General features: G+C 38.4%; 22 protein-coding genes. 14 read left to right on the top strand and 8 right to left on the bottom strand.

The window, feature by feature from the left end:
• Window positions 1–2,095: hypothetical protein (locus tag ACTTKV_RS08450; RefSeq protein ID WP_442550135.1), on the top strand; the 2,095-nt coding region annotated here is incomplete at its 5' end.
• Window positions 2,096–2,314: 219 nt separating this feature from the next.
• On the opposite strand, the gene ACTTKV_RS08445 is transcribed toward ACTTKV_RS08450, so the two are convergent.
• Together ACTTKV_RS08445 and ACTTKV_RS08440 are read right to left on the bottom strand one after the other, a co-directional pair.
• A complete protein-coding gene (locus ACTTKV_RS08445) occupies window positions 2,315–3,337 on the bottom strand; it encodes an ABC transporter substrate-binding protein (RefSeq protein WP_442550134.1) in 1,023 nt (340 codons plus the stop codon).
• Window positions 3,338–3,542: 205 nt separating this feature from the next.
• The gene (locus ACTTKV_RS08440; protein WP_442550133.1) at window positions 3,543–5,378 is read right to left on the bottom strand and encodes an aryl-sulfate sulfotransferase; all 1,836 of its coding nucleotides are present in this window, start codon (window positions 5,376–5,378) and stop codon (window positions 3,543–3,545) included.
• Between the two features lie 288 nt (window positions 5,379–5,666).
• Here ACTTKV_RS08440 and ACTTKV_RS08435 point away from each other — a divergent pair, with 288 nt between their 5' ends.
• From ACTTKV_RS08435 to ACTTKV_RS08405, 7 genes are all read left to right on the top strand, one after another.
• Window positions 5,667–6,413 (top strand): carboxymuconolactone decarboxylase family protein, encoded by a 747-nt coding sequence (locus ACTTKV_RS08435; RefSeq protein WP_442550132.1) that lies wholly within the window; start codon window positions 5,667–5,669, stop codon window positions 6,411–6,413.
• 118 nt (window positions 6,414–6,531) lie between these two features.
• Window positions 6,532–7,188, top strand: coding sequence for a thiol:disulfide interchange protein DsbA/DsbL (locus ACTTKV_RS08430; RefSeq protein ID WP_442550131.1), 657 nt, complete (start codon window positions 6,532–6,534; stop codon window positions 7,186–7,188).
• A 9-nt stretch (window positions 7,189–7,197) separates the two neighbouring features.
• Window positions 7,198–7,821, top strand: a complete 624-nt coding sequence (gene dsbI / locus ACTTKV_RS08425; protein WP_442550130.1) for a protein-disulfide oxidoreductase DsbI — start codon at window positions 7,198–7,200, stop codon at window positions 7,819–7,821.
• A 40-nt stretch (window positions 7,822–7,861) separates the two neighbouring features.
• On the top strand, window positions 7,862–9,511 hold the full coding sequence (locus ACTTKV_RS08420; RefSeq protein WP_442550129.1) for an ATP-binding protein: 1,650 nt from the start codon (window positions 7,862–7,864) through the stop codon (window positions 9,509–9,511).
• Window positions 9,512–9,514: 3 nt separating this feature from the next.
• Window positions 9,515–10,198, top strand: a complete 684-nt coding sequence (locus ACTTKV_RS08415) for a response regulator transcription factor (protein ID WP_442550128.1) — start codon at window positions 9,515–9,517, stop codon at window positions 10,196–10,198.
• Window positions 10,199–10,334: 136 nt separating this feature from the next.
• Complete coding sequence (locus ACTTKV_RS08410; RefSeq protein ID WP_442550127.1) at window positions 10,335–10,925, top strand: hypothetical protein; 591 nt, start codon at window positions 10,335–10,337, stop codon at window positions 10,923–10,925.
• Window positions 10,926–11,018: 93 nt separating this feature from the next.
• Complete coding sequence (locus ACTTKV_RS08405) at window positions 11,019–11,753, top strand: hydroxymethylpyrimidine/phosphomethylpyrimidine kinase (RefSeq protein WP_442550126.1); 735 nt, start codon at window positions 11,019–11,021, stop codon at window positions 11,751–11,753.
• A gap of 3 nt (window positions 11,754–11,756) precedes the next feature.
• Here ACTTKV_RS08405 and ACTTKV_RS08400 read toward each other — a convergent pair whose 3' ends face one another.
• From ACTTKV_RS08400 to purM, 3 genes are read right to left on the bottom strand one after another with little or no spacing between them, the layout of a single operon-like run.
• On the bottom strand, window positions 11,757–12,179 hold the full coding sequence (locus ACTTKV_RS08400) for an RDD family protein (RefSeq protein ID WP_442550125.1): 423 nt from the start codon (window positions 12,177–12,179) through the stop codon (window positions 11,757–11,759).
• 1 nt (window position 12,180) lies between these two features.
• On the bottom strand, window positions 12,181–12,471 hold the full coding sequence (locus ACTTKV_RS08395; RefSeq protein WP_442550124.1) for a hypothetical protein: 291 nt from the start codon (window positions 12,469–12,471) through the stop codon (window positions 12,181–12,183).
• Window positions 12,471–13,454: a phosphoribosylformylglycinamidine cyclo-ligase gene (gene purM / locus ACTTKV_RS08390; RefSeq protein ID WP_442550123.1), complete on the bottom strand. Its 984-nt coding sequence runs from the start codon at window positions 13,452–13,454 to the stop codon at window positions 12,471–12,473. The genes ACTTKV_RS08395 and purM overlap by 1 nt, the downstream gene beginning before the upstream one ends.
• A gap of 79 nt (window positions 13,455–13,533) precedes the next feature.
• On the opposite strand from purM, the gene coaE reads away from it, so the two are divergent.
• Window positions 13,534–14,139 carry a dephospho-CoA kinase gene (gene coaE / locus ACTTKV_RS08385; protein WP_442550122.1) on the top strand — a complete coding sequence of 202 codons (606 nt, stop codon included), beginning with the start codon at window positions 13,534–13,536 and terminating at the stop codon, window positions 14,137–14,139.
• On the opposite strand, the gene ACTTKV_RS08380 is transcribed toward coaE, so the two are convergent.
• From ACTTKV_RS08380 to rpmI, 3 genes are all read right to left on the bottom strand, one after another.
• On the bottom strand, window positions 14,129–14,749 hold the full coding sequence (locus tag ACTTKV_RS08380) for a DNA alkylation repair protein (protein ID WP_442550121.1): 621 nt from the start codon (window positions 14,747–14,749) through the stop codon (window positions 14,129–14,131). The genes coaE and ACTTKV_RS08380 overlap by 11 nt on opposite strands.
• A gap of 290 nt (window positions 14,750–15,039) precedes the next feature.
• Window positions 15,040–15,396 carry a 50S ribosomal protein L20 gene (rplT, locus tag ACTTKV_RS08375; protein WP_009295119.1) on the bottom strand — a complete coding sequence of 119 codons (357 nt, stop codon included), beginning with the start codon at window positions 15,394–15,396 and terminating at the stop codon, window positions 15,040–15,042.
• Between the two features lie 99 nt (window positions 15,397–15,495).
• Window positions 15,496–15,687 (bottom strand): 50S ribosomal protein L35, encoded by a 192-nt coding sequence (rpmI, locus tag ACTTKV_RS08370; RefSeq protein ID WP_012000969.1) that lies wholly within the window; start codon window positions 15,685–15,687, stop codon window positions 15,496–15,498.
• Between the two features lie 201 nt (window positions 15,688–15,888).
• Here rpmI and ACTTKV_RS08365 point away from each other — a divergent pair, with 201 nt between their 5' ends.
• The 5 genes from ACTTKV_RS08365 to ACTTKV_RS08345 all read left to right on the top strand — a co-directional run bounded on the left by ACTTKV_RS08365 (window position 15,889) and on the right by ACTTKV_RS08345 (window position 21,994).
• Window positions 15,889–17,385, top strand: coding sequence for a C69 family dipeptidase (locus ACTTKV_RS08365; RefSeq protein ID WP_442550120.1), 1,497 nt, complete (start codon window positions 15,889–15,891; stop codon window positions 17,383–17,385).
• Between the two features lie 531 nt (window positions 17,386–17,916).
• A complete protein-coding gene (gene metE, locus ACTTKV_RS08360; RefSeq protein WP_442550119.1) occupies window positions 17,917–20,190 on the top strand; it encodes a 5-methyltetrahydropteroyltriglutamate--homocysteine S-methyltransferase in 2,274 nt (757 codons plus the stop codon).
• Window positions 20,191–20,214: 24 nt separating this feature from the next.
• Window positions 20,215–20,673, top strand: a complete 459-nt coding sequence (locus ACTTKV_RS08355) for a hypothetical protein (protein WP_442550118.1) — start codon at window positions 20,215–20,217, stop codon at window positions 20,671–20,673.
• Window positions 20,674–20,677: 4 nt separating this feature from the next.
• Window positions 20,678–21,562: a methylenetetrahydrofolate reductase gene (locus ACTTKV_RS08350; RefSeq protein ID WP_442550117.1), complete on the top strand. Its 885-nt coding sequence runs from the start codon at window positions 20,678–20,680 to the stop codon at window positions 21,560–21,562.
• Between the two features lie 111 nt (window positions 21,563–21,673).
• A complete protein-coding gene (locus ACTTKV_RS08345) occupies window positions 21,674–21,994 on the top strand; it encodes a hypothetical protein (protein WP_442550116.1) in 321 nt (106 codons plus the stop codon).
• Window positions 21,995–22,281: the final 287 nt, after the last annotated feature.

Genomic DNA, 22,281 nt, shown 5'->3' with positions numbered 1-22,281 from the left:
CTTATCTTCTGCTAGCTTTGCAGAAGGAGGCCACATTAGTAACATATATGCTAATGTAGGAACTATAGATGCTTTATCTCTAGCAGCAGGTGGAGATAATAGCTTTGGTGTAAGTGGAGGAAGTGCTGTTGGAGCTGGAGCTGGAGCAACTCCTGTTATACCTCCTATTGCTACAATTACAGCTCTAGGTTCAACAAATGTGACAGAGGGGCAAGATTGGAATGGCCCAGAGTATAAATTCTCTCTAGGCGATCTAGCTACAAGTGGCGTAAATAGATTAGCAACTAGACCAACTACATATGCTTTTAGCCTAAGTGGTGTAGAAAAAGGTGTAGACTATAAGGAGATAGAAACTCCAGATGGCAATTATGTCTTTGAATACAAAGATGCTGATGGTGATTGGGTTCCAATGTATGGTAATAAACTTACCGTAAATGATCCTAGAGATATAGAAAATCTAGAGGTTAGAATAGCGCAGCTAACAAACAACTCTATCCAAAATCAAGGAGAACGTGTAGGAGATGATTCTCGTTTTAGTAGTATAGACGGAGCAGTTCAAGGCGTTTATGAAAGAAAAGCTACTGTAAATGTGACTAGCGATAATTCTCAAATAGCTTCGTCAAGCAATACTGGCACTATTACTGATACGGACGATGAAGTATCATTTACTAAGGGCTTAGATGGAAAAACAATAGATACCAAGATAGGTAACGACATTATTAACCTATATGGAGAGATTAAAAACGGTTCTCAAGTGAATTCCGGAGACGATGACGACGTTGTAAATTTATACGGCAATTTATACGGCACTACGAATACCCCTAGTCTTATTAATACCGGTAATGCAAATGATTTAGATATCGTAAACATTAAAAAAGGTGCTTCTATAAATAAGGCAAATATAAGCGGTAGAGGTAGTGGGGAGATAAACTTTGAAAGTGGCTCGACAGCAGATAATTTTCAAGTAAATTATTATGCTTCAAGCGGAAGTACTGTAAATATCAAAGGGCACTTAAAAAGTACAGATACAAGTAATTTAAGCACTATCAATACAGGAAATGGGGGAGACAAAATAAATATAACCGATGGAGGCATAGTAGATAATGTTCAAATGTATCTTGGCGGAGGAGATGATAAGGTTTTGATAAACGGTGCCACACTTAAAGGTGGTAATTCTAGAATAGCTATGCAAGACGGTCATAATGAGATTACGATTAAAAACTCGACTGTAGAAGATACTCATTTGACTGGATACGGACAACACGGTCAAGACGCCACTATATTTAATTTTGATAAAGGATCTCATGTAGTTACCAGAAATTCTATTATGGGAGGCGGTGGAGATGATATCGTAAATATTAAATCTGGGGCGATTTTTGGCTCGCATATAAATTTAGGAGAGGGCGATGATGTAATCAATATCGAGGCGGGTTCACTTGTAGTCGGAGGAAGTGCATTTTATAGTGAATTGCATGATGATAGAGTAGATACAAAAACCCTTAATATTAAAGGCGGTGAAATCAATAATTTTTATTTCAATGCCCCGGATCCAATAACAAACGAGACTTACTCTTCTAAAGAGGATATTATCAATATGAATATTACGGGCGGAGTCATTAAGAGTTCTAAATTTTATACATCCGAGCATTCCGATAATGTAACGATTAGCGGTACCAAAATTAGTAATTCTATTATTGATACTAGAGACGGGGACGATTTTATATCTATCGGTAAAAACGCTAACATCCAAGATACATCTAAGATTGATGGTGGAGCTGGCAATGATACGTTAAAAATTGCCGATAGTAGTATTGATTTTAGTCATGTTAAAAATATCGAAACGCTAGATATAACAGACGTTAATAAAACTTCGGCTGATACAAACGTTGTAACGCTATCAGCTAAAGATGTTTTAGATATGACTGATAATAACAACAAGCTAAGAATAGATGGTGATGGTAACGATAAGTTAAATTTAAGCGGCTTTAACCAAAGCTCCGCTAGGCCCGTAGATTCGGACTATACGGAATACACTAGTACTGACGGAACCGTTACGATAGAAATTAAAAACGATATAACTAATATAACGTTCTAAGCTTACGCTTTATTAACAAAAAGATTAAATACCCCAAGGTTTATCCATTGGGGTATCTCTTTTCTATCATTAAATTTTTATAATTGTTTATATTTTTAACTAGCATCAAATCTACAAAATTTTAGTTATTTAATCAGTAAGTCTGGATGATAAACAAAGGCTTAAAATGGATTAAAATTTGGCGGTAAATGTAGATAAATTTACCGCCGTAAGGATAAATTATTTTCCAGTTGGATCTAGACCATTTAAGATGTAATTTATTTCATCATCGCTTAGCTCATAGTGCAGAAATTCTTTATAAAATTTCTTTGTTTCAGCTGTTATGTCCAGATCTTTAAAGATTTCAGGATGTAAGGTCTTAGCCGCCCATAAAATTTGCAAAGCTCCCTCGGCTCCGTATCTATCCCAGCTAAAAACACCTGCTGGATTTACGAAGACTTTTTTGTTTTTGACAGCATTTGTGCCAGCATAGACTTTGTTTTTATATATCTTTTCTATAGCGTCTGGCGATTTGGCTCTACCTATGATGATCACGTCTGGATTTATATTTGGTATCTCTTCCGCATTGATTTCTAGCATATTGCCCTTTGCTTGTACTGCATTTATGCCACCTGCGACACTTATCCACTCATCGATTATTGTATTTGAGCCATCTACTTTGAATAAATTTTTACCATCTGCTATGTGAAGCACTTTTGGTCTCTCGTTTTGAGCTATCTTACTAGTTTTGCTTAGTACTTTTTGGAGATTTTGATCAAAATAGTCATTAAATTTTTGAGCTATCTTTGGGGCATCTCCTCCTATGGTATCAGCCATAATAGCTACGCTCTTTTTCATGTCGGCATGGTTTGTAAATGAGGGATAAAGGACGTTAAAGCCATTTTTAGTTAGCTCTTCTTTGTTCTTTTTATCTGCGGCTATCACGATATCAGGGCTTAGTTTGACTAGCTCTTCTACTTGCAGACTCTTGCCGTTTACGCCATTTGGAATGCTTGAAATTCTAGGGTATATATGTGCAAACCATTTGTTATTTTTTATAAGATCGGTTGTTGCGACTATTTTGTCAGCACCACCTAGCATCAAGACGATTTGGTTATTTGCATACCAAAGCGTAGCGATCTTTTCTACATTTACAGGGACTTTGACGATGTCGCCAGATATGTCTTTAACCTCTCTAAACTCAGCCGCATTTATACTAAAAGCAGCCATCAACGCCACTAAGGCAGTGAAAATTTTTCTCATTTTCTTCCTTTTTATGAAATATATATCTTTATATTTAGATTACAAATAATATATATTACTACCTTAATATGCAATTTATGAATAATATATTTTTATAATTTAAGAACTTTATCGGATATAAGAATGGCTAAATTTTTAAAATTTATAAGAAAGATTTCCCTCTCCATACAAGATGGAGGGGAAATTTATGTAAGAGTTAAATTGCTTATTTCTCAAAAGCTTTTTGCAAGCTAAATGGAAATGCCTGATAGCCCATCGCATTTGTCATTTTTATCTCGATGCTAGGCTCTTTTGCGCCCCACTCAAACTCATCTATATGTGGGCTAGGAAGTCCTACTGGACGGCCTTTGGCGATGTCAAACTGCATACCAGCAACGGCTGAATATACCATGATACTATCAAGGTCGTCTTGATATTGTGTAAGGCTGGTGACTGAGCTATACCACTCTTTGCCACGCTCTTTGCCGTATTCCCAGATTTGCTCGACTGTCTTTTTATTTTCATCTATTTTATAAACAACTGCACGAGAGTATTTCATTCCTGCCATTGCGGGTTGCTCCATGCCTCTTGTATCGCCGTTGTCAAAGACAGTGAGATAGACAAGACCTTTTTTGGACTTGCTGTCTATCCTAAATGCCGTGTGCTGCGTCCACTGCCAGTCAAATCCGCCATTGTCGCTCTCGTATCCTGGACATTTTGAGTACTCATCTTCGCAGACGATTTTACTGCCTTTGGCATCGACTGGTTGAAGAAGTTTATCTTTAAATTTATCGCTCCAGCCTTTATGAGCACCCATTATCCATTTTACTTGTTTATCACGGCCGATCTTTATAACTGCATCTTGGTGGCGGCTTGAGATGATGATGCTATCATCGCTTGGGTCATAATCCACGCTATTTACATGCGCCCAGTTACGTCCCGGACCTGCGCCTACGATGTCGCCCCACTTATCGTGAGTATCCATAGACTGAAGTTCATCGGAGCTTGCTGTGTGACCTGCTTTTTTAGCGTCTATGTTTAGGCAAACCGCACCTTGATCAAGTGTTTTTAGCACGATGTCGCGATAAGGATCAAGAATTTCATAAAGCCTAAAGTCATCAACTACGTTGCCGTCGCGGTCAAGCTCAACGATCACGTCGCGCACTGTTCTTACGTTTTTGCCATCAGCTCTTTTGTAGTCAGCATTTGCCACGCGCAAGAAATAGTGTCCATTTTGTGCTACGTCCATCGAGTGAGAGAAGTCGTTGTAGCTAGCTGGTAGCTCGCGGTTGAAAATTTCTCTACCCATGATGTCGTATTTTGCGTATCTTTGGCCATAGCCCCAAGTCATAGCGCCGTCGTCATTTTGCTTAAAGCCCATCATTACGCCAGCATGAAATGGCTGTTTTAGGTCATAAATTTTGCTTGGTTCAAGATACCATCTAACCTCACCTTTTGTATCAAGGATGAAGTTATTTGGGCTGTAGTTCCACTCGATCGCACCGCCAGCTGGGTTGTTCCAAACGACTTTTGTGCCCTTGCCTGTTTTATTTACGAAGTTATTTACGTAGTAGAGGCGGTTTGCAAATTTAGCACTCGCAGGCTTAGTAACCTCGATCTTGTCAAATAGCGCACCCTTTTGGTTTGGTGTGCCAGCACTCTCTAAGTAGATAGCTGGAGCGTAAATTTTATAGCTCTCTTTTACGTGCTCGCTTTTGCCCTTGTAAATCTTATCGTATTCGACCTCAACGGTGTTTTGATAGTCAGGGTACATGCCAAAAACCGGGATGCCGCCATGTGTGCGAAGATGTTTGTCGGCCACTTTATAACTTATTACTTGACCGCCTTGTTTTGGCACGATGGTTACTTTGGCGTTGCTTAGTGTGTAGCCTCCATTTTTGATAACTGCGGTAAGTGGAGCAGTGTCGTAAGGATTTACTACTACTTCGCCGATTTGACCAGTGATAGCATAGTCAAGCTTGGCTCCGCTTGGACCACCTATGGCAAAGGCCGATGAATAAAGCACAGAGGCTAGTGCAAGACAACTCAAAGTATTTTTCATAACATCTCCTTTAAATAAATTTTATAAATTCTATCCATAGAACTTATAAAATTTAGTAAAGCCTTGGAACGCCCAAGGCTTAAATCAGGTAAAAGGAGTAATAAAAAATAATTGTCTCCTTTGTAATTGTAATAAAACTTTATAACATAAAAATCACAACAAGCTTTATAGTAACTTAAAATTTAAAAATATATTTAATTTGAGGGCAAAAATAGGCGTGTCAAAGTGCTTAAGCTGGCATTTACGCTTTAGTACTTATAATCTGCCCTAAACAATGGAGCAGACCTCATGAAATTAACTAATAACGCAAAGAAAATTTATGAAACTTGGTTTAACTCAAGCTCACAGCTCGAGTCAGATAGTAGCGATTTTCTGGAGGATTATTTAAATTTTTTAGGTGATATCGGCGATAAGATAAACATCGACGAACAAACAAGACTTTTGGTTATCGTCGCCTCTCTTTGCGTGAGTGGAGGTGCAAAAAGCTCATTTAAAAGCTTTGTTAAAGCTGCTTTAAACGTAGGCATATCAGCAGGAGATATCAAAGAAATTTTATATCAAGCAGTCCCTTATGCTGGGCTTGGCAGGGTAGAAGATCAGATATTTTTAGCTGATGAGATTTTTAATGAGCGTTGCATAAAGCTTGAAAATATGCCTAAAAAATCAAGAGAAGGCAGAGGTGAACGAGGCCTTGAAATACAAAGAAAACTCTTCCCAGCGGTTGATAAATTTATCGCCTCAACGCCAAATGACCAAAGGCATATAATGGAATTTTTATCGCAAAACTGCTTTGGTGATTTTTATGCAAGAGGTGTGCTTAGTCTGGAGCTTAGAGAGCTTTTGACTTTTGTTTATATCGTAACTCTTGGTTTTGCAAAGCCACAGCTTTTAGGACACATTGCGGCAAATTTTGGCATCGGTAATGATAGAGCCAAGCTAATAAGCGTAGTTACAACACTTATACCATTTATAGGCTATCCAAGTGCGTTAAATGCTTTGGCTGCGATAAATGAGATAAGCTCTAGTAAAAATTAAATTTTTAGTTGGTGCAATATCTTATAAATTTCAGCAAGAATTTATTTTAGTGTTAAATTTGTGGTTGAAATTGGTTGTAGAATAATTCAAAGTAAAATCATCTAAAAAGGAGATTGTTATGGGTTTTCTTTCTAAATTTAGTAAGGCTTTGTTTACTGTTGCGCTGGCTGGAGCGATCAGTGCGAGCGCGTTTAGCGAGGGAGAGGACTATGTCAAGCTCGAAAAGCCACTAAATGTGGGGCAAAATACGCTTGTTAAGATATTTAACTATGCTTGTCCGTTTTGCTACAAGTATGACAAAAGCGTCACTCCAAAGGTGGTTGATAAAATTCCTGGTTTAAAATACGAGCCATTTCATCTCAAGACAAAAGGCGAATACGGCGAGCTCGGAAGCAAAATTTTTGCTGTTCTTATCGTTATGGACGAAGCAAAAGGCGTGAGTTTATTTGATGAAAATTCGCTATTTAAAAAGGCCAAATTTGCTTATTATAAAGCTTATCATGACAAAAAAGAGCGTTGGAGTGATGGCAAAGATGCTGATGTTTTTTTAAAGACCGGACTTGACGCAGCTGGAATTAGCAAAGTGGATTATGAAAAAGAACTTGCAAATCCAAAAGTGGTTGAGCTTTTAAAAAACTGGGACGATAGCTATGACGTGGCCAAAATTCAAGGCGTACCAGCGTTTGTCGTAAATGGCAAATATCTTATAATGACAAAATCAATAACCTCGCTTGATAGTATGGCAGCACTCATTGAAGAGCTTTTGAGAAAATAAGGCAACTAAATGAGATTTATACAGAATTTGGCTAAATTTCAAGACTCACGCTTGTCTTGGTCGATCCTAGTCTTTGTAAGCGTTGCACTTGTCGTTTTGGCACACTCACTCTTTCAAAACTATGCTTATATGCCTCCTTGCGAGCAGTGCGTCTATATACGTTTTGCTTTTTTATGCATGGCACTTGGTGGCGTGATAGCTATGATAAATCCTAAAAATTTACTCTTTGCTTTAATCGGCTACGTTTTTGCCTTTTGGGGAGCAGTGCAAGGTATAATGTATAGCGTAAAGCTTACTAAGATCCACGAAGCAGTGCATGGCGATGATCCCTTTGGCGTGCAAGGCTGCTCAACAGAGCCACACTATCCATTTGGCTTACCGCTTGAGAAGTGGGCACCCGACTGGTTTATGCCAACAGGCGACTGCGGATATGATAACCCAATCGTACCAGATGGTGCAGTACTAAGTGATCTTCAAAGGAGCATAATAGAGCTTTATCAAGATGGCTGGTATCTCGTGCCATCAACTAAATTTATGTCGATGGCTGATTGTACGCTGCTTGGATTTGGCGTTTGCTTTACAGTGCTTGCAATCATGTTTATCTCAAAACTTTTGACATATTTAAAATTCTAGTTGGCCCAAATTTGGGTCAACTTTAGATATACTGCCGTTTATGCGTATTAACCTCAAATCACAAAATATTAAAATTTATGCGATCATTTTGCTCGCAAGCCTTTTTGTCATACTTCTTGGGCTAAATAGCTACAACAATGCAAAAGAAAAGATCATCGAACTATCTGATAAAAACAACATCGCAGTCAGCAAAAATATCGTAAATAACTTTCAAGTTTGGCTTAATGAACGTATAAATTCTCTAGTTCGAGCCTCAAAATTTATACAAAATGCTGATATTGTAGGTGATGATGATAAGATTGCCGGTTTTATTAGGCTCTTTAAACAAAATGAAAAAGAGTTTGATCTGATACAGGTTTTAAGAGATGATGGAGAAATTTTTGTAAACGGGCAAAAGATATCAGAAGATGTGATGTCTAAGCAAGAGAGAGTAGGGCTTATCTGGTATCTGGAGACTAAAAATACAAATGCCCCAAGCGTAAATTTCATGAAAAACCACAAAATTTTAAATAGCCCAACTCTAAATTTATGTGTTCCAGTCGAACAAAATGATGGCTTTAAGGCCGCACTTTGTGGCATTGTAAGGATAGAAAATATCTTTAACAGCATCAAAAATTTTAATCTTACTCCAAATTCTTATGCTTTTTTGGTAACTCATAGCGGTGAGATACTGACGCCATTACCAGATCTTATGCTTAAAAAGGAGATCGAGGAAAATTTTAAAGAGTTATTTTTAAAAGATGAGGATTTCACGTGTATAAAAATAGGGCAAAATCTAATCCAAATAGCCGAAATACCAATGATAAACTGGTTCATCGGAGCTGGCACAAATAACGAAGATGAAATTTCAGCCCTAACAAGAGAAATTCTAAAAAACGCTTTGACTTTGCTCTTTGCCTTTGTAGCACTTACATTTTTGGCAAACATACTTCACAACTTTATGTATAACAAGATAAAAAAGATGCAATATGAGTATGAGACTTTACTGGCTCATAGAGCCAAGATGGGCGAAGCTGGTGAGCTCGTAAGTGGTATCAATCATCAATTTATCCAGCCCGTAAATTCTCTAAAGCTAATGCTAAGCTCAGCAATTATGCTAAAAAAAGATAAAAAGTTAAGCGATGATGAGCTTATAAATTTACTTGAAAAGGGGCAAAGATCGGTTGAGCTTCTCTCAAGTACCATTGAAATTTTTAGAAATTTTTACAAAAGTGCCGAAAACGTGAGTGAATTTGATATCCAAACTAGCGTGAAAAATCTCCTAACCCTTATGCACACTGAGCTTAGCCGCGTAAATGTGAGTGTAAATCTAAGAGGCTTTAACGGACAAAAAGCCTACCAAATAGAAAATATCATACAGCAAATTTTGCTTATCCTTATCCATAATGCAAAGGATTCATTGGTAGAAAGTTATAAAGACGAGCCACTAAAACGCATCATAGAGATAAGATTTAGAAGCTTTGAAAACAAATCCTACATCGGTGTTTACGATAATGGTAATGGCGTAAGCCAGCAGATGAGCGAGAAAATTTTTACCTGGCTAAATACCACCAAAAAACAAGGAAATGGCATAGGGCTTTATTTTGCTAAAAAGCTAGCTCGAGAAAAACTAAATGGCGACGTAAAACTCATAAATAACGCAAAGCCCACGGTATTTGAGCTAAGTTTTGAAACAAATCTAAAGGACTAAAACATGCAAGAAGCTTTAGAAATTTTAAAAAAGATATCCATTTTGGTTGTAGAAGATGATGAGATGGCAAGAGAGCTTATAGTAAGTGGACTAAAGCCATATTGTGAGCTAGTAGTTGGCGCTAGCAACGGGCAAGAGGGAGTGGAGAAATTTAAAAAACAAGGCTTTGACATCGTGATAAGCGACATTCATATGCCGGTGCTAAATGGCTTTGAGATGATGAATGAGATAAAAAGGCTAAAACCACATCAGAAATTTATCGTCTTTACCTCGTATGATAACGATGAAAATTTGATAAAAAGTATGGAGCAAGGCGCGACGCTCTTTTTAAAAAAGCCAATAGACATAAAAGAGCTACGGTCAATGCTAATAAGCCTAAGCTTCGAGCGAGATGAGAAACTTGTGCATTTAAGCGATGAGGTGAGCATAAATTTAAAAAGAGAGAAAATTTATAAAAACGGCAGTGAAATTTATCTGAGCTTTTTACAAAATAAGGTATTTTGGCTCTTTGCTTATAATCTAAATAAACTAGTTACTTACGAGATGATTGAGGAATTTGTCTATGAGAGCAGTGATGTTAGCAAGGCAGCTATACAAAATATCATACTTCGGCTAAAGCGTGAGCTTGGAGTGAAATTTAAAAATATTAGCGAAAGTGGATATATTTTGGTTGCGAAGTCAGCATAATTAAAAGCAGTTTGGTAAAAATTTTTAAAATTATCTATAAAAAGTTAGGACAATTGTCCTTTTTAGTACCATAGTACAATATGCAAAATTAACAAAATACACTAAAATACAGTCAAAATAAAGATAAGGAACAATAATGGCAGCAGTAGCTGGTATAGTAAAAAGCGTTTCATCAAATGTTGTAGCAATAGACCAAAATGACCATGTAAGAGTTTTAAACGTAAATGATGAAGTTTATATCGGAGAGGCAATAAAAGGCGAGAGCGAAAACTCAAGTATCACAATTATGGCAAATGACGGACAGGATATATCTCTAAAAGGATATGATACCCTTTGGCTAGATAGTAGTGTAGTGAGCGATGAGATCGGTGAGGCTAGCGTAGATACAGATGCTTTATTTAAAGCACTTCTTGGTGAGGATTATGTATCGATTTTAGATCATATAAACAAAAAAGTAGATGATATGTTTAATGAGGCTAATGACGAGCAAGAAAATGCAAATGATAATTTGGTCATGGACAGCAAAGATGACAAAAATATCGACATAAGCATTAGCTCAAATGAAATAAATCCAGAATTTATAAATGAGCAGGATGATCTTTTGGCTAAAATGAATGAGCATAAAGAAAATGGTGCCAAGCAAACATACTCTAGTTTTGAGTCTGGAAATTTTGATGCAACTACGATATATATTGAGATTGACAACGATCTAAATAAACTTTCATAAAATTTGAGCTTCTAGCTCAAATTTCTACTAACCAAAAAACTCAAATTTATATAATATTTTTTATAATACAGCCAAAAATTTCAAAGGAAAACGATGAAAAAAATTCTAATCATCGCAGGATCTTGTAATAGCGGTACAGCAGGACTTCAAGCTGATATAAAAACTTGTGCTAAGCTTAATTGTTACAGCGCTACAGCAGTGACTTCGTTGGTTGCTGAGACCACAGATGCGATAAAAAGTGTAGTTTGCCTTGAGCCCAGCTTTGTCAAAGACCAGCTAAATACGCTTGCAGAAGAGTTTAGTTTTGATGCGATAAAAATCGGCATGCTATTTAGCGAAGAGATCATGGAAGTGGTACATGAATTTTTGCTAAATCAAAATACTAAAGTAGTGCTTGACCCAGTATGTGTCTCAAAGAGCGGACATAAACTCATAAAAGATAGCGCAGTATCAAAGCTAAAAGAGCTAATGAGCTTGGCTACAATAGCTACACCAAATTTAGATGAGGCAAATGTCCTTTTTGAAGGAAACTTCAAAGAGCTTCCTTGTGACATCATAGTAAAAAAACGTGTGAGTGAGGGTAGCAGTATAGATACACTTTACAGAAAAGATGGTTTGCTACAAATTTTTAAAACCCCGCTTATAGATCCATTGATAATGAGCGGAACAGGATGTAGTTTCTCTACTGCACTTGCTTGCTTTTTAGCAAAGGGCAAGAGCTTAGAGGAGTCCATACAACTTTCAAAAGAGTACATTTGCTCTATTATAAAAGATAGTATCGATACAAAGCTAGGCAAAAACCGCCTACTTTGGCATGGGGCGAAGTAAGATTTATCTTTCTAGTCTTTGCACGGCAGCTGAGTGAGTGATGATGTCGTGCAGATTTAGCTTGTCTTTTCTAAAGAAACAAAGGCAAAGTCCAAGTATACTAAAACCGGCAAATACAAAGCAAATTTGACGTAATACCACGTGAAAAAAACCTAGTTTTTTGCCAGTCTTTAAATTTACGAGATAAATTTCTTGTGCTTTGTAACCTGGAGTTTGTGCTTTGTAACTAAAAAACAGGCAAATGATGAGCGAAATTAGGCTATTGGCACCAAAGATGGCTAATTGGTTGTGCAAAAATGCCTCTTTGCCGTCAAGTAAAAGGTAGGTCGTCGCATAAAATATCGGCATACCGATGATAAAAAGGTCGATGATAAAAGCCTTTGCTCTAGCCCAAATAGGTGCGATTTTTGCCTTTTGCTTTGCCAACTCAATTTCCCGTGTTTATGTAGATACGGCTAAATTTCTCCCAGTCGTATAGGTAGATAAAGTGATCAACTACCTTGCAACTTTCATCATGAGTATCGCCATCTTCGCCATTATCTTCCATTACAAGCATTATGGTTGAGCCACGTGAGACATTGTCCCAATGATCATAAAAAGCAAGCTTTTTTATATCACTTTCTAGTACACCAAAAATACCACGAAATTCATAAACACTAATACCAAAAAAACTTTTCTTGTCAGTCTTTTGCAGACGTTTTATACTATTTGAGTGCATTAAACTAGTTCTACGCCTTTACCGTTTATAACTTCGCCTATCACGTAGCCATCACTATTAGCTAGCACAGCATCGACGTTTTGTTTTGGCACAACTAGGATCATGCCAACACCCATGTTAAAGGTTCTCATCATCTCGCTATCTTCTACTTTTTGGGCAAGAATTTTAAAAATTTCAGGCGTTTTTATAGCGCTTTTTTGCACTTTTGCGCCAAGTCCAGCAGGAAAGACGCGAGGTAAGTTCTCAACTATGCCACCACCAGTGATGTGAGCCATTGCTGTGATCTTATCTTTTAAATTTAAAAAGTCACTAACGTAAATTCTTGTTGGCTCAAGAAGCACGTCAATGAGCGTTCTATCACCTACTTTTTCATCAAATTTTAGTCCAAGCTCGCTAACTACTTTTCTTGCTAGTGAAAAGCCATTTGAGTGCAGGCCACTACTAGGAAGCGCGACTAAAACGTCACCTGCTTTTACAAATTTGCTTCTATCGATCTCGTCGGCCTCGGCGATACCCACGGCAAATCCAGCAAGGTCGAAGTCGCCTTTTTCATACATCGATGGCATCTCGGCTGTCTCACCGCCAATAAGTGCACACTGTGCTTTTTTGCAGCCATTTGCTATACTTTTCACCACCTCTTTGGCACTCTCTATCTCAAGTTTTGCTGTTGCGTAGTAATCTAGGAAAAATAGTGGTGTAGCGAAGTTACAGATGAGGTCGTTTACGCACATTGCGACTAGATCCTCGCCAACGCCGTCAAATTTCTTAGCGTCGATAGCTAGGCGAAGCTTTGTGCCGACGCCATCAGTCGCACCTAAGATGGCAGGATTTTTATATCCGCTCGGTAGCCTAACTGCTCCCGAAAATGACCCAATGCCGCCTATAACGTTTGACGTTTGTGTAGATTTTACAAAAGGCTTGATCGCCTCAACAAAGCTATTTCCAGCATCTATATCCACTCCAGCATCTTTATAGCTTATCATTTTTACCCTTTTGGTTATTTTTTAAAACTTTAGCTAAAAGTTGCTAAAATTGTTATCAATTTTCAAAAATGGAGCAAGTTTGCAGAAATTTCCAAACGCTTATGTCATCACTGGCTCTATTGCTAGTGGCAAAAGCACTGTTTCAAATTTACTAAAAGAACGAGGTTTTAGCGTGATTGATGCTGACGCGATCGCTCATGAGCAGCTTGAAATTTGTAAATGTGAGATAGTGGAAGTTTTTGGAGAGAAAATTTTAGGTGAAGCTGGCAAAATCGATCGGCAAAAACTTGGCACCATTGTTTTTAATGATCCAAAAAAGTTAAAAATTTTAGAGCAAATTTTACACCCAAGAATAAAAGCTGAAATTTTATCTCGAGCATCGCAGCTTGAGGCTTTAGGGCAGGTTTATTTTGTGGATATCCCTTTATTTTTTGAAAAGCAAGATCGATACACCGAGTTTAAAAATATAGCTGTGATCTATGCGCCAAAAGAGCTGCTAATAAACCGCCTAATGAGCCGAAACGCTCTAAATTTAGAAGTAGCAAAAGCTAGAGTGGAGCTTCAGATGGATATAGAGCAAAAGCGAGAAAAGGCAAATTTTGTTATAGACAACAGCGTTGATAAAGAAAATTTAGAGCAGGAACTAGAGAAATTTCTAGAGCAGATCGGCGCTACTACTTGTTGATAAATTTACTTGCAAATTTATATGTTTGAGCGACCTCTTTGCTTTGTAAATCCCAGCTTTTTAGCTCGGTTGTTATTAAATTTGGAAATTTTTTGCTTATATCTTTTAAGGCATTGCCGGCTGATTTTCTCACATACTCGCTCATATCGTCCTTTAAGCTAGCAAGTCGCCAAATGGCATCATTTGGGTTGTCTTTAAAATATGGTCTGCTTGTCCAAATCCTTAAGCCCTCGCTAACAGCTCTTCTTGCGTTTGCATTAGCGCTTTTTAGCCAATCATCAATGGTTGGTAGTGCTTGCTCGTAGCCTCTTTTTTTGCAAAACTCATCAAATGCCTTTGCTAAAATTTCCTGAACTCGCCATTTTTTATCTTTGGAAATTTCATCTCTCATAAATGCCAAAATTTCTTTGCTATCAGATAGATACCCAAAGAGAAAGATAGCGTACATCCTGACCTGATAGACCTTTGAGCTATATGCTAGCTCTGCCAGCTTTTTGCAATACTCATCGCCTTTTGTTTTATAGTCAGCCAAAGCTCTTTTTTCTTGCACCTTAAAACCATTTTCTATTAGAGAAAATTCTCTTTCTAAATTTAAAATGTAATTATCCACAATAGATCGCTTTCAAATTTTACCAATAATTCTATCTCAATTTTAAAAAATAAAAGGATGATTTTGTAAGTATCAAAGCATAACGATAGTGGCAATGATTTTGTCTTATAAAAGAGCATGAATAGGATTTTGTAATGGTGACGGATTTTACGCTACGATATGTGGAAACGGCTCATATGCGACAAATTTAAATTTTAGTTCAAACTTGAATAGAGAAAAGATTTTAAAACTATTTTTTGTAATTAGATTTAAATATAAAAAAGAATCTCCGCCGAAGCGGAGAAAAGGTGTTATTTCAAAGCATCTTTTGCTTGTTTTGCAAGTGCCGCAAATGCCTTCGCGTCATTCATAGCTAGATCAGCTAAAATTTTTCTATCAAGTTCTATGTTAGCTTTGTTTAGGCCGTTGATAAATCTTGAATAGCTAATGTCGTTTAGTCTGCAAGCTGCGTTGATACGAACGATCCATAAACGTCTGAAATCACGTTTTTTCTGGCGTCTGTCGCGGTATGCGTAAACTAAACTTCTCTCTAGTTGCTCTTTAGCTTTTCTAAAGTGTTTATGTCTAGCACTGAAAAAGCCACGTGCTAGCTTTAAAACTTTCTTATGGCGTCTTCTTCTAACTACGCCTGTTTTTACTCTTGCCATATTTATCCTTTTACAAATTGGCGCTCACGAAGTGAGTCTTGCCCCTAAATTTGGGGGAGTTTGAATGACTTTTTGTCAAAAACTTAAATCTACAGCTGCTTATACGCCGAGCATTTTGCGAACGGCTGGGACATTTGTGCTGTCCACATATTGTGGGCCACGCAAATCTCTCATGCGCTTACTAGGCTTTTTTGTTAAGATATGGCTTCTAAATGCAGAGCCTCTTTTTATCTTATTTTTACCTACTTTAAAGCGCTTAGCAGCACCGCGAACGGTTTTCATCTTTGGCATGCTAATCCTTTTTGAAATTTTATACGCAATTGCGTAAGTTTTGGATTATAGCGAAAAATCCTTTAGAAAATTTAAATTTTACTTAGACAAAATTTGCAATAAATTTACATTTAACTTAAAAAATTTTTAAAATATGGAACTAATTTATTAAATTTGGCGTATAATCACATAAAGAAATTTTATTTTACTAAAGGAGTAAAAATGAAAGGCAAAATTCTTGCATCAATCGTCGCTATAAGTGCGATTTTAGGCACAAGTAGCTTGGCATGCACTACTATTTTAGTAGGAGATAAAGCTTCAAACGATGGCTCTATGTTAGTCGCCAGGAGCGCAGACAGCAAGGCTGTAAAGGCACAGGTCTTTTTAATCCATCCAGCAAAGAAAAATCAAACTGGCATGCACAGCTCAAAGGCTCACGACGGTGCAAATGATTTTACATACCCACTTCCAAAAGATGGTATGAGATATACAACTGTTGCAAATTCGCACACAAAACTTCACGGAGCAGTCGGCTACAACGAGGCTGGCGTTGGACTAAGCGGCACCGAGACTATCTACGCAAAAGACGAGCTTTTAAAGATCGACCCATATAATGAAGAGACTGGCATCACCGAAGATGACATCCCAGACGTGCTTTTGCCACGTATGAAGAGCGCAAAAGAGGGCGTTAAGCTTCTTGGCGAGATAGTAGAGACAAAGGGCGCTGGCGAGGGCTTTGGCGTGGTATTTATCGACGCAAACGAACTTTGGTACTTTGAGACAGGCACAGGCCACAAGTGGATCGCCACAAAGATCGCTCCAGATGAGTATTTCGTCACTGCAAACCAAGGCCGTCTTCAAAACTATAAAGAGAACGATCTAAATTTCATGGGCGCAAAAGATGTGATCAAATTTGCGATCGATAACAAGACTTATGACCCTGCAAAAGATGGCGAATTTAACTTTACAAAAGCCTACACAAGGGATGATGAGAGGGATATGACCTACAACTATCCACGTGTTTGCTGGGTGCAAAGCATGTTTAACCCAAGTCTAAAACAAGACTTCGCCGATGGTCAGAAATTTCCAGTATTTTTAAAACCAGAGAAAAAACTAAGTGTTGAAGACCTAAAAGCTGCTATGAGAGCCCACTACAACGGTACTGCGTTTGATAACTACGCCAGCAAAGATGAAGATAAGAAAAACATCTACCGCGCTATAAGCGTCTTTAGAACATACGAGTCTCACGTCATGCAGGTGCGCCCATGGCTACCAAAAGAGATTGGCCGCGTGACCTACGTAGCTCTTGGTATGGCTGATCTTAGCGTTTATTTGCCGTATTACGAGGGGCTTGATGGCTTTATAAAAGGCTATTCAGATGGCTCATACGATGCTGATGATACTTCGATATACTGGGTTTATAGAAAGCTTCAAACTCTTGTGATGACTGACTATGAGAAGTATTCACTGGTGGTTAAAGAGGCCTACGCTAAATTTGAAAAAGAGTTGGCGGTAAAGCAGGCTAAATTTGAAGATGAGTACGTAAAGCTTTATAAAAAAGATAAGAAAAAGGCCAACAAACTCCTAAATGACTTTAGCCAAAAGACTATGCAAGAGGCTAAAGACTTAACTCAGCAGCTTACAAACAAAGTCTTTACTATGCTTACAGCTGATATGGATGCTAAGCTAAAATCTTTAAATAAAGGCAAAAAAGACTAAAAGTTTTGGGCGTGAAATTTAGTAGCGCCCAAATTTAAACAAAAATTTGGCAAAGAGCGTCTATAATGCCGGACAAATTTTATCTCAAAGGAAAAACGCTGATGCCTTGTCCCATGCATAAAGCTCGTTAATCTCGGCAAAAAACATATCAGCGATTTTCAAAAATCACGCAAATTTTTAAACAATTTTACATTTTTTCACATCGATATAAATCCATTTTTGCTAGCAGGTCCGCTGCATTGTAACTGCATTTTTAAAAATAAAACAAAGCAGTGTTTAAAATTTGGTAAGGATCTTTTTAGTAGGGTTTTTTATAAATTTTACTTTAGCTTAAGAAGAAGCGGGTGTCATCCACCACGAGTGGTGTGACCTAAACTTGTGCACAGCGCAACAACATTGAACGTGCTGGGGGTTTGGGTCGTAGGGATAAAGGGGCGGTTTCGTAATTCTAGCCCCCTTGTACCTGCATAAAAATATTCAAGGTTGCTGTGCTTTGCACAGGTTTAATTAAAAAATTTAAAAAGGATAAAAATGATAAAAAGTTATGTTTTAGGTTTTCCAAGAATCGGAGAAAAAAGAGAGTTAAAGCGTGCGTTAGAGGGCTTTTGGGCTGGTAAAGAGGGCTTTAGCGAAGAGAATTTGCAAGAGACTGCAAAGACGCTTCGCCAAAGACACTGGAAATATCAACAAGATGCTGGCATTTGGGCTATTAGCGTTAATGATTTTTCATTTTACGACCTAATGCTTGATAACATCATCGCTTTTGGTGCCACACCTCCAAGATTTGCAAATTTAAGTGGTTCAGAGCAATATTTCGCTTGCTCAAGAGGCAACAAAAACGGCGTTGCTATGGAGATGACAAAGTGGTTTAACACAAATTACCACTACATCGTGCCAGAGCTTAGCAGCGAGAGCAAATTTAGCCTAAAAGCGGACAAAATTTTGGCTGAGTACAAAGAGGCAAAGGCAAATGGCGTAAAAGGCAAGGTAAATTTGATCGGTCCTATCACATTTTTGGCTCTTTCAAAGACGACTGACGGCAGCTGCCCATTTAAGCACCTTGATGCGCTTGTAGGCGAGTACAAAAAGCTACTTGAGCAAATTTCTAAGCTTGATGATGAAATTTTAGTGCAGTTTGACGAGCCGATCTTTGTAACAGATAAAAACGAAGAGCTACTTTTGCCACTTATCACAAAGGTTTATAACGAGCTAACAGGCGTTGCAAACAACGTTAAAATAGTATTTGCGACATATTTTGAGCATGCGATCAAGGCAGTTAGCGAAGTGGCTAAAACTAAAATTTACGGCATTGCGCTTGACTTCATCCACGGCAAGAGAAATTTTGAAGTCCTTGAGACTATCAAAAATAGCCATTTGACGCTATTTGCAGGTGTGATTGACGGCAGAAATATCTGGAAAAGCAACATAGATGAGAAGGTAAAACTTGTAGGTGAAATTTCAGAGAAAATAGGTGGCAAAGACTTTTATATAGGTACTTCATGCTCACTTCTACACGTACCATACACCCTAAAATATGAAGAGAATTTAAGCCCAGAGATCAAAAGCTGGCTAAGCTTTGCGGTTGAGAAGCTTGATGAGATCAAGATCATCACAAAACTAGCAAACGGCGAGAAGCTTGATGAGAGCGAAACAAAAATTTACGAAGAGAACAAAAATGCTGTTAAAACTCGCGCTACTTCAAAGCTCATCCACTCAGATAGCGTTCAAAACCGCATCAAAAATTTAACTAAATTTGAGCGTGATGAGAAATTTGAAGATCGCATCAAAATTCAACGTGAAACGCTAAAATACGGCATCTTGCCAACAACAACGATAGGCAGCTTCCCTCAAACGGTTGATCTTCGCGTACTTCGCCAAAATTTCAAAAAAGGCGAGATCGACGTGGCCGCTTATGAAGCAGGCATCAAAAAATATATCGATCACTGCGTGAAATTTCAAGAAGATATCGGCCTAGACGTGCTAGTACACGGCGAGCCAGAGAGAAATGACATGGTTGAGTACTTTGGTGAGCAGATCAGCGGATATGCATTTAGCCAAAATGGCTGGGTACAAAGCTACGGCAGCCGCTGCGTCAAGCCACCACTTCTCTTTGGTGACGTAAGCCGCCCAGAGCCAATGACTGTTAAGTGGATGAAATACGCTCAAAGCATCACAAAACACGTAATGAAGGGAATGTTAACTGGACCTGTAACGATGCTAAACTGGAGCTTTGTGCGTGATGACTTGCCAAGAAGCGAGGTGGCAAAACAGCTTGCACTTTGTATCTATGACGAGATCGAAGACCTTCAAAATGCGGGCATCAGAGTGATCCAAGTCGATGAGGCAGCGTTTAAAGAGGGTTATCCGCTAAGAGCTAAAAACATCCCAGCTTATGAGAAATTTGCGGTTGATTGCTTCAAGCTTTCAGTAAGCTCAGCCGAGGCGAAAACTCAGATCCACACGCATATGTGCTACTCTGAATTTAACGATATTATTAAGACCATAGAAGCTATGGATGCTGATGTTATCAGTATCGAGACTGCAAGAAGTGGCAACGAGCTACTTAAAATTTTCAAAGCTGTTGGCTACAAACAAGAGGTCGGCCCTGGCGTTTACGACATCCACAGCCCACGCGTGCCAAGTGTCGAGGAGATCGTCGCTCAGATCAAAGCTCTGCTTGAGGTGCTACCAAAAGAGCAGCTCTGGATCAACCCAGATTGTGGCCTAAAAACTAGAAAATGGGAAGAGGTCGAGCCAAGCCTTAAAAACATGGTAGAGGCCGTCAAGATCGTAAGAGGTCTATAAAATTTAATTAAAAAGGATTTGAAAATGAAAAGGATTTTTCTATTTGTAGTATTAGTTATCTTTGCGTCCGGATGTAGTTCTGGACGCCACTCTATACCACTCAACAAAGGTGCGTATAAGCAAACAAATATCTATAGTATCAGCGAGACTTTAAATTTAGAAGCTGCCAAAAAAGAGCTAGCAGGCTTTGAAAATGTGAGGCTTGAATTCGGCTCAAACGACCAAAATAAAAGCGTCATAAAGGCAAATTTCAAGGTTCAAAGATTTATCACTGATAGCGGAGATATAAAGGGCTATTGCCAAGAGGCTTTTGTTGCTGTCATAAAAAGATATATGATAGCTGCTAAAAAGCAAAATGCCGACGTGGCAAATATAGTAAGCTTTTGGCGAGCCGACGCAAAATATCTAAAAGACGAGTTTGTCTGCATGTCGTCAAGAAATTCTGTTGGAGTGGTGATGAGGGCTGATCTAGTTCAAAAGTGAGAAAATGCTAAAAGAAAAAATTTTAAACAAAGAAAAAGGGCTCGTGCTCTACGGACTAACGCCGCCAAAGGCCGAATTTGACGAGGCTAAGCTGCGCGACATCTCGGATCGCTGGACGGGCAGGATAGAGAGCATAAACGCCGACGGACTCGTGCTTTATGAGGTGCAAGATGAGAGCGAGCGAAATGATAGCGAGCGGACATTTGAGTTTAGCGGCACGCTAAGCTCTGAAATTTACTATAAAAAGTATCTAAACGTCGCCACTCCTAGCATATTTTACAGGGTGGCTAGCGGATACGGCGAGGATGAATTTCGCGCAGCACTTAAGGCTCAAAGCTCAAATTTAAACGTGCTAGTTGGAGCAACTTCTAGCTCGCAAAAGGTGAGACTAAATTTAGCTCGCGCTTATGAGATCACTAGGGAGTTTGAGGACTTGGCTGTTGGTGGTGTCTGTATCGCTGAGAGGCACGCTAAAAAGGGCGATGAGCCGCAAAGGATGCGTGAAAAGATCGCAGCTGGGGCTAAATTTTTCATCTCACAAGCGATTTTTGACACGGATATGACGCGTAAATTTTTAGAGGACTGCGCGGCTGCTAAGATAAGCGAGCCGATATTTCTTACATTTAGCACAGCTGGCAATCCAAAAACGCTTGAATTTATTAAGTGGCTCGGAGTTAGCGTGCCAAATTCGGTCGAAGAGAGGCTAAATTTAAGCTCAGACTACCTGGCTGAGAGCTGCAATATTATTAAAGAAATTTGGTGCGAGCTAAAGAAATTTGGTGATAAAAACGGACTAAATTTAAGTATCAACATAGAAAGCGTCATGGCAAAACGTGCTGAGATCGAAGCAAGTTTGGAGCTTACAAAAAGTATAAGAGAGTTGGTGTGATGCACCAGCTCTTGCTATAAATTTCTACAAAATTATTTCGTAAATATTTTTTAAACATTAAAGCCTTTTTGGTGGTATAATCATCTTACAAATCCACACAAAGGAGTCGTCATGAAAAAGTTGATTTTAGTGATCTTTTTAGCATCTTTAGCGCTATCCTCGGCACAAGCCGGAAAGAGTCACGGCGATGGAATGCAGGCTGTTTCTAAAGGTCAGTGGGCTACTGCCGAGCAGATTTTCATAAAAGGTTGCTACAGCGAAAATGACACAGCTTCGTGTAAAGAGCTCGGTGAGATATATGAATATGGCAGAGGTGGTGCAACTGCTCAGCGAGTGAAAAAGGATGCTGCACTATCAAAGCAAGCTTACGCAAGATGTTGTGAAAAAAGCAATGGACTAAGAAAAGATTGCTGTAGAAAAGTGGGTAAATGATTAAAGGACTCGATTAGAGTCATGATCTAAATCATTAAAGAAAACGAGTTTTAAGTAAATTTATAAACTGCAATTAAAACCAGCGTATAAAATATAGGAGATGGTTTTATCTCCTATACGCTAAGATTTTCTATTCTTGTTTATCATTTGAAAGATTTTTAGATCATGGTTTATGTAAGTAATGATTTATCGTCGTGTAGTCAAAGATATGGGATTGCTATATAAAAATTTCAACGCCGCCCTCATCCTAATCACCCACGACAACGATCTAGCAGCTAAATGCCACA

This window comes from Campylobacter sp., assembly GCF_052169515.1.
Classification (GTDB): Bacteria; Campylobacterota; Campylobacteria; order Campylobacterales; family Campylobacteraceae; genus Campylobacter_A.
Note: the sequence above shows the minus strand (reverse complement) of the source record. Positions and strands in the feature narration are given on the sequence as shown.